Source organism: Moorena sp. (assembly GCF_982860115.1).
The window spans coordinates 177-8,558 of record NZ_CEYLVT010000284.1 but is presented as its reverse complement, the minus strand read 5'-3'; the positions used below and the strand labels follow the sequence as shown (position 1 = coordinate 8,558).

General features: G+C 42.6%; 8 protein-coding genes. 2 read left to right on the top strand and 6 right to left on the bottom strand.

Annotated elements, in window-relative coordinates:
• The first annotated feature begins 102 nt into the window (after positions 1-102).
• A complete protein-coding gene (locus tag AC4II3_RS29185) occupies positions 103-258 on the top strand; it encodes a hypothetical protein (RefSeq protein ID WP_488017424.1) in 156 nt (51 codons plus the stop codon).
• Between the two features lie 1,361 nt (positions 259-1,619).
• Here the strand turns inward: AC4II3_RS29185 and mraY are convergent.
• Positions 1,620-2,729 carry a phospho-N-acetylmuramoyl-pentapeptide-transferase gene (mraY, locus tag AC4II3_RS29180; protein ID WP_488016569.1) on the bottom strand — a complete coding sequence of 370 codons (1,110 nt, stop codon included), beginning with the start codon at positions 2,727-2,729 and terminating at the stop codon, positions 1,620-1,622.
• A gap of 20 nt (positions 2,730-2,749) precedes the next feature.
• Here mraY and AC4II3_RS29175 point away from each other — a divergent pair, with 20 nt between their 5' ends.
• Entirely contained in the window at positions 2,750-2,926 is a 177-nt protein-coding gene (locus tag AC4II3_RS29175) for a hypothetical protein (protein WP_488016571.1), read from the top strand.
• 24 nt (positions 2,927-2,950) lie between these two features.
• On the opposite strand, the gene AC4II3_RS29170 is transcribed toward AC4II3_RS29175, so the two are convergent.
• The 5 genes from AC4II3_RS29170 to AC4II3_RS29150 all read right to left on the bottom strand — a co-directional run.
• Positions 2,951-3,106, bottom strand: coding sequence for a hypothetical protein (locus AC4II3_RS29170; RefSeq protein WP_488016573.1), 156 nt, complete (start codon positions 3,104-3,106; stop codon positions 2,951-2,953).
• A gap of 29 nt (positions 3,107-3,135) precedes the next feature.
• Positions 3,136-4,011, bottom strand: coding sequence for a phytanoyl-CoA dioxygenase family protein (locus AC4II3_RS29165; RefSeq protein ID WP_488016575.1), 876 nt, complete (start codon positions 4,009-4,011; stop codon positions 3,136-3,138).
• Between the two features lie 202 nt (positions 4,012-4,213).
• Positions 4,214-5,332: a glycosyltransferase family 4 protein gene (locus AC4II3_RS29160; protein WP_488016577.1), complete on the bottom strand. Its 1,119-nt coding sequence runs from the start codon at positions 5,330-5,332 to the stop codon at positions 4,214-4,216.
• 456 nt (positions 5,333-5,788) lie between these two features.
• Entirely contained in the window at positions 5,789-7,066 is a 1,278-nt protein-coding gene (locus AC4II3_RS29155) for a glycosyltransferase family 4 protein (protein WP_488017136.1), read from the bottom strand.
• 73 nt (positions 7,067-7,139) lie between these two features.
• The coding region (locus AC4II3_RS29150; RefSeq protein WP_490722982.1) for a glycosyltransferase family 4 protein at positions 7,140-8,382 on the bottom strand (1,243 nt) is incomplete at its 5' end.

The window sequence follows — 8,382 nt, the reverse complement described above, 5'->3', positions numbered from 1 at the left end:
TTGACCTAGGCGAATTAAATTCGCCACGGGTCGCACCGCAAAGTTGGGGGATAATGGTGGCATTACCAAAACCAGACGATATCAATTCATACTTCAATTTCAATGATGCCGTTTTTTAGCATGTCCTTTACGTTTTTTACCGAACTTTTTGAACCGAAATCCCTTGAAAAAGAATGGGAAGAAGAAGAAGAAGAAACCACCGTTGATTTGGTCCATCGCCAAATCTGTATCTTTGAGCTCAGTCAAAAAGCTCTCTGATTCGTGAATATTATTAATTGTTATACGTGCCATAGAGGCAAATCTCCTGACGAATAGGTTTAGTTTGGAACGAGAATTTGCACACTCCACCCACTAGAACCCTGTCTTTTTTATTTAGTTATTAACTCTATAGGCTCCTCGTTGGAGTTACCCATACCTATCATCGAGTTTTGGGATAACCCAAGACCCTAGTGAGTGTTAAGCACCGTGTTTAACCTGGCAACCACAAACTATGAAAGTAAGGGCACCCTGAATAACGCAAAAACAGCTATCTTACCGATGGGGGCACAATTAAAGTTGCCACCCATTTATGCTTCATTCTCTGGAGAGAATAGTAATTTATTGACTAGATAAAATCAAGTCCTAGGGCGGCTAACTTCTTTAAGAAGTATGAATTGAAAAGGCTAACTTCTTTAAGAAGTATGAATTATGAAGGCTAAATTATAAAGGAAGTATGAACTATGAAGGCTAAATTATAAAGGAAGTATGAACTATGAAGGCTAAATGATGAATTATTAAAAATCACTAGGAATTATTAAAAATCACTAGGAATTATTAAGAATCACTAGGAATTATTAAGAATGAAAGATGGATTAGTAGACCTCTTGCAAAAGTATTGTCTTGATGTAGCCCCTCCCCACTCGCGCTTTGCATCAAGACAATGTATTTAAGTATAGCGTTTTTATTTGAGATGTAAACATAGGATTGATAGGAAAAGGGAACAGGGAACAGTAGGAAAGAGCTCGGAAGAGTTTTTGATGTTATGAGAAATCAGCAAGATTGTTCATGACCTATTTGTAAATGCGTAAGCTATCAGCTTAAGCGCTACGCGCACGCTACGCGAACAGCTATCAGCTATCAGCTATGAGCCTGTGGCCAGGCTACTGATTGGTGCTTTTGAATAAAATAAGCTGACCACTGACGGCACCTCAAGTAGCGTGAGCTTTTAGCTCACGGCTGACGGCTGAATGCTTACGTAAATGCTATATACCAACTTAATCGCAAACTACTTCTTCCCTCTCCCCCCACTCCCTCACAAGGGTAGGTTTTTAACTTTGGGGCGAGTACGTACTTTCATTACGTAGAAACTATTAAAATTATGTATTAAAATATACAATAATTGTCGGAATAATTCTCCCCATCTCCCCATTTCCCGCTTCTCACGACTCCCGACTCCCTCGGTGCCCTTGACCTAGGGGAATTAAATTCGCCACGGGTCGCACCGCTCCCGACTCCCGACTCCCGACCTTAATGTAAAAAACCTACCCCTGTGAGGGGGTAGGGGTGGGTTAGTCTTACTTTTTGTCTCTTGCTTTGATCAACCATAGACCTTGGGCAAAGGAGAAAAAACCAATGACAATTCAGGTCAAACACAACAAGACCAGAAGCCCATTAACTAAATAAAATACCGCCACTATCTGGGTCTCTGACCAGCCAGAAAGTTCCAGATGATTGTGGAACGGTGACATTTTTAATAAACGTTTACCCACCCCATTGGAATCTTTGGTGGCTTTATAGTAACTAACTTGAGCAATCACTGAGACGGCTTCTAGGAAGAAAATACCACTAATTATAAATAAACTCCAGAGGTTCCCAGTCAAAAGTCCTACCGCTGCTAGGGCTCCTCCTAGGGCTAAAGAACCGGTATCCCCCATGAAGACTTTGGCGGGATTGCGGTTGTGGGCAATAAAACCGAGGCAACTGCCACTCATACAAGCACAGAAGACCATTAAACCAGGGGAGGTCGGAGCAATCAGGGCAGCTAGTCCTAAAAATGCGATCGCACAGGTTCCTGCTGCGAGTCCATCCACTCCATCGGTAAGATTAGTAGCATTACTTTCTGCTAATAGCACAAATATACCCACCGGCCAAAACAAGAATCCCAAGGGTAAGACGATCCCCAAGGGTAGGGTGATATTAGTGATACTGGCTGGCTGGGTTTGTGATAACCATAGACAAAACAGTAAACTGACTACAATTTGTAAGGCCAGTTTCATTCTCGGGGACATCCCTTTATTAGAGCGGCGTTGGACCACTTGCCAATCGTCCATCCAGCCGATTAACAGATAGCCAAGGGTGGCTAGGGATACCGCTAGGACTGGGATAAAATCCTGCTGTTGGAGGAATAATCCTGACCACACCAGGGCAATCACCACCGCTACCGGCACAAAAAATATGCCACCCATGGTGGGGGTACCCGCTTTGTGTAAATGGGATTGGGGACCCTCTTGACGAATAATCTGACCCATTTTGAGTGCTTGTAGAAAGGGGACTGCTCGATATCCAATCCCAGTAGTGACCAGAGCACAGATCAACAGGGGTATAGTGATGGAGTTACCTGCGATCAGGGACCGAGCTGCTGTCCCATCCAGAATTAATGCACCCAGAGTTAAGCCGATTGATAGAATATATAGGAGTTTAGTTCCCGTTAAGTTGAACAACTGCCCAGACAATCGTTTAGAATCTACCACAAGCCTCTTATTCCTTTTTTTTGAACACTCCTCACAAAGATACAATTCCCTGTATCTTTGCTCATATCCGTATAATTTACGGTTACGAGTCAAATCCTAACATCAAAGGTATGCGATCGCTCAGGGTAGGATTGATTTTGTATAATTTACGAGATGATCAAGCCATGACCGCGTCACAGTTGCGTAGGGTGCGTTAGGGGCGGAAAGCTTCTGATGTTTCGCTAGCCAGCGTTGGTATAGTCAGCCCCGTAACGCACCACCCAAGGGAGAGCCCTCATTTTCCGCCTCTTCGCGCCTTGTTGGGACAGCCCGCCTGGGAATTGAAACAGGCAAGATGCCTGTTCCACGCCTGATGCCTGTTCCACTGGGTTAACCATGGTGCAACTCCACTGTAATGATCACAGCTTTAATCGAAAAACAAACAATCTTGTTGTCGTTGGCTTAACCCGGTGGCAATGACTTGCAACTGGTGTTTAGAGAAATTTCTCTCAAAGGTTGTGATCGGTCGTCTAGAGGTGTAGGAGAAAGTAATTGAGTATCGGTCTGATCCAGTAGGTGGTTTCAGACGATGGAAAATGCTCCGTGTGTCAGTAAAAATTACTGTGCCATAGGGTCCTGGGCAAGGGGTCCAGGTAGCTTTAGGCGCAACCCTCGCCATCTTTTGATCCGAGACAAAACCAGAACTGTAATAATTGTAGTTGAGGGCTTCAGCTAATGATGAGGTTAAATGTCTGGGAATATATTCAAAAGGGCCACCATCTAACCCCACATCATTCAAGTAGATAATAATTTTCACCATGCGATAGTCTTCTGGATCTACGTGCCATTGCCTGACATGTACTGGTTTTCCATCGGCAATATTCCTTTGAAGGGTTACAGCAGCTAATAATGCTGGAACACCAAGGTAATTTTCTACAATATCAAGCAATCGTTCCTTAAGTCCCCACTTAAAAAGTTGTGGGTAACTAATTAGCTCTTCGCGATAGGTTATACAAGACTCAAGTTTCGGTATAGGCAATGCCCGTAATTTTGGTAAGATATCCTCAGCACTATCTATCAGTTCTTTAGAGTAAATTGCTAAGTCTTCTAAAGAAGTAACAAATGTTCCTTCTATCTTTAGAGAATTCAACAATGGTAAATCTACTGGGGCTAGAGCAGGTAGAGAGTTAGAATAGCATTCTATTCTTTTTATATAGTCACCATAGTACAGGTGATTTAGCATCGGTATTCGCAAAGACTCTCTCTTGATTTTTCCTGGTATACGTTTTATTTTTTTTGCCAAAAAATAACCCTTTAAGTTCATAAAAATAGTTTTATACAATCGATACTATAAGACCATCTATTTTCTAGGTTATACAGCGCTTTTCATGAATATCAGGTACACAGGATTTTTTACCTATTGCCTATTGCCTATTGCCTATTGCCTATTGCCTATTGCCTATTGCCTATTGCCTCTTCCCTACTCCCTTTGCTCCTAAAAAAACTCACCAAACTTTCCTATAAGCATCCAAAAGTTTAGGGGCTTGATGACGCCACTCCAGCATTTCTTCCATCCTGCGCCTACCTTCTGCACCCATTTTTTCTCTGACGTCAGGAGACTTGAGAAGTTCCAGAATTTTCTCAGCAAACTCCACCTCGTCATTAGGCGTAGCATAAACAGATGCATTGCCTGCAGAGTGTCTTCCCTCTCGGAGGTCAAACTGAACAATAGGTTTGCCTAGGGCCATGTACTCCAAGATTTTATTCATAGTGCAGTTTTCGTTGTAAGCCGATGTGGGAGAGGGTTCCACACATACATCGCAACTGGAAAGCCGCTCTAAAAGTGCTTCCCCGGTCTGAAATCCTGTGAATTCTACAAAATCAGTCAGGTCAAGCTGTTTAGATAAAGCCTTGAGGGTTTCAACAGCAGGGCCACTGCCAATGAGCATGAAGTGAATATCTTGGCGCTTCTTTTCCTGCACGATGTAACGTATTGCCCTGAGAAGATAGTCAATTCCCTCCGGTTCCCCCATAACCCCCATATAACCGACGAGATAGTCACGACCTCTGCGGTAACTTGGGTTTGAGGGCATGATCCGAAACCGTGCCAGATCAGGAGCACTGCGCACTACAACTACTTGCTCTGGTTTCTTCCCCCCTCGGGTAAGAGCGACCTTGCGATGGGATTCATTAGTTGAAATCACCATGTCTGCCGTAGCATAAGTCAAGCGCTCAGCCCAGCGTAAACCATGATAAAAAATATCTTTTCGTCCATACTTGGCGATGTACATCTCCGGAGCCAGATCGTGGTGATCGAAGATTACTTTTACGCCCCGGAACAATTTAAACCATCCCGCCACTAGAAAGATTAAATCTGGGGGATTACAAATGTGGATGATATCAAAACCCTGCTCTCGCCATACTTTGCGAGCTAAGCGAAATTGCCAATTCACAGCCCAGCTGTATTCTCTAAGATAGCCAGTAACCGAGCTTTCTTCTGGTGGTAGGGGATGGCGATAAATATGAATCCCTTCCATGACTTCATAATCTTTATCAAACCCATTCCCTTTGGGACAAATTGTAGTAACTTGATAACCAGCTTTCTGTAAGGTAGTGGCTTCCATCCATACCCGTCGGTCAAAAGGTACAGGTAAATTTTCGACAATTATTAATACTTTATAAAATGAAGTCATTAAAATTTATATCCTTAATAAAATTAGTAAAATTTATCACTAAATGTGACCTTAAGGATAGATGCATAAGTACAGCGGTTTGCAATTCGGTCAGGTACAAATTCTTAGGTTTTAGGGAGCAGGGAGTAGGGAGTAGGGAGCAGGGAGTAGGGAGTAGGGAGCAGGGAGTAGGGAGTAGGGAGCAGGGAGCAGGGAAGAGGGAAAAATACTGTCTACCTGATAGTTATGCAAATCCCCGTAATTTTAACTATAGTTTTATTTTTTAAAATTTTAAAGATTAACTAAATTTTATATGGCTTTTAATAGTAATGATTTAAAGAACTTTTTTTACCTATTGCCTATTGCCTATTGCCTATTGCCTATTGCCTATTGCCTACTCCCTACTCCCTAAAACCCAGAACTTTGTACCTCAACCAATTGAGAATTGCTATATATTTTTTCCACAACATTCTTAAATCCAAATTTAGTTGGTTGCGCCAATGCCCTTGCACTCAACTGCTGTCGCAATTCTGAGTTTTCTGCCAGTTCTACTAAGGCATCACTAAGCTTCTGTATCACCCCTTCTTCCGTCAACCCATCGGTTTTTATCACCCGTCCACAGGTTTCATCTACCATCACCCCTGGTCCTCCTAAATCTAGACAAACTACTGGTAAACCATGGGACAAAGCTTCTAGAATTACTAGCCCGCCGGAATCATGGAGACTGGGAAATAGAAAAACATCATGTTGCAGATAGGGTGAACTCAATTTTTTCTGCTCCATCCAAGGTATCCAGTCAACAGCATCCTTGATACCCAATTTCTCACTCAGTCTCTGCAACCAAGTTTGCTCACTACCACGACCAATGACTGTAAAATGGGTATTGGGAATTTTTTGGTGCAACAGAGAAAAGGCTTTCAGCGCCAGATGTATCCCTTTCCAATATAAAAAACGCCCTACAAAAAGAACCTTAAAAGTATCTTTATTGATGAAGTATTCTTCACTAATTTTAGGTATTTTTATGATATCATATATAGGAATATCAAAAACAACGTCAGACTTATACCTGTAAAATTTTGGGATAAGTGCCTGGGTAGGCTGCGAGCGACAATAGATTTTTGATGCTGTGATAAACGTTAAGTTCATCAGCGGGTCAAATTGAACAATAGTATTAGAAATATCGCGGATAAAATCAAATAACCAGCCCCTTAATGGGTAGCTTTTCCTGAGACACCAAGGTGCTTTTACTCCACCAGCTACCGGTCCGAAAATGAAAGGGATTCCTAAAAGACCCATGAAACTGGGGCGTCGAATAGCTGTATTAGTTACGTGATGAACCCGATCAAATACCACCTCCTGGGTTAATGATTTGGCGATTTGATAAGCATCCCATTGCCACCAGATACTCATCAATTCCCACAAGGGAAATGAGAGCAATATTAGGTGTCTGGTAATCAGAATTTTGAACAACCGAGATAACCAGGTAGGATGGTCGCAAAAGATAAAATGTATGTTAGGGATTGGATTTACCTGAAGTTCCTGCTCTACCGGAATCCGATTATGACTCCAGGTAATCACCCAGACTTCATGCCCCATTTGAGCCAGTTGTGTCGCCCAAGCCCAGCCGATTCCGTTCTCTGAACCGGTATGAGGTTGGCACTGATAGGCTGAAAGTAATACTTTCATTAGTCAACCTCCTGTATCCCAGACATCAGCAGACATTTGTAGAAGAGAGGTCTTGAGAAGCCCCATAGTGTGTTCATGGAGCTGTTGCTTGAGATTTGAGCACTGAGCCATAAATATTGAGCAGAGAACTGAGGTAGTTTTTGACATTGAGATGGGCAACGCTTGCTCTAGCGCTATATCCTAAGGAGAGCCGTAATCCTTGATCATTAATCAGAGTCTGCATCGCCATAGATAGGTCTGGTATCTGTCCAGGCTTAACTAGCAAACCATTGTCACCATGTATTACCAACTCTGGTATCCCCCCTACTGGTGTAGTGATCACAGGTAAGCCCCAACCCATGGCTTCAAGCAATGCCATGGGCAGACCTTCGTTATAAGAGGGCAAGATAAATATGTTTGCTTTTGCTAAAAGAGCATCCCGTTGAGCTGAGTCTATGCCGCCAAGGACTTTGATATGATCTCCTAAATCCAGACTTTGAACTAATTGACAGGCTTGCTCTACTTCTCCATCCCCTGCTAATAGTAATTCTGAGCAAGTTTTTTGTTCAGGAGAGAGAGAGGCAAACGCCCGGATTAGATCAAATACTCCTTTGCGTTTACCGATTTCTCCCACAAAAACTAACATTATTTGTTTGGAATTTGTGCGCTCTGGAATTTTTGATGGCAACTCTACTGGGTTAGGAAGAATTACAACCTGTTCTGGTTTTAGTCCGAAACTGGACTGGTAAAAGTTTTTCCAGCTTTGTGATAGAACAATCAAGTAGACAGATTGTCGAAACACCAAGCTAATTATTCCTTTCGCCCATTCAGGTAGCCCAGTGTAAAACAACTTATACTCGCTACCATGGGCGTGCAAAACCACAGGGACATGGAATGCTAGTGCAACGAGCATCAAAATCATTTTCCGGATCGTGCTACCCCTTTGAGAAAAATGCACGTGAATCAGATCAGTCTTGTTTGTGGATAACCTCCACAGCAACTTCCCCAGAGCTTTCCCAAAAACTAAAATCTTACGAGTAATTGATCCGTTTTTGCCATCAGTACAGGTAGTAGGAATGTGCTCAATTTGAACCTGAGAGGGTGCATTACGAAGAATAAGCTTCTGCACTGATGGGATACCAGCCTTGATCTTAAGGTTGTCACCTAACATTACTACCTGACATCCCACGACAGGAAAAGGATGTTGTGTTTTCAGGTCTAAAGTTTTATCTTTAATGGTTTCTTTAATAGTTGTTTTAATTATGTGTGAAGACGGATAGTGAACCATAATTTTCCATAATTTAAATACTTTCAGACCTGGTGGCTGGAATGGGCAT

Bases quoted from the DNA above. Each gene is read 5' to 3' on its own strand.
- AC4II3_RS29170 (WP_488016573.1), bottom strand. From the start codon at position 3,106: ATGGTTAACCCAGTGGAACAGGCATCAGGCGTGGAACAGGCATCTTGC.
- AC4II3_RS29185 (WP_488017424.1), top strand. From the start codon at position 103: ATGATGCCGTTTTTTAGCATGTCCTTTACGTTTTTTACCGAACTTTTT.
- AC4II3_RS29155 (WP_488017136.1), bottom strand. From the start codon at position 7,066: ATGAAAGTATTACTTTCAGCCTATCAGTGCCAACCTCATACCGGTTCA.
- AC4II3_RS29160 (WP_488016577.1), bottom strand. From the start codon at position 5,332: ATGGAAGCCACTACCTTACAGAAAGCTGGTTATCAAGTTACTACAATT.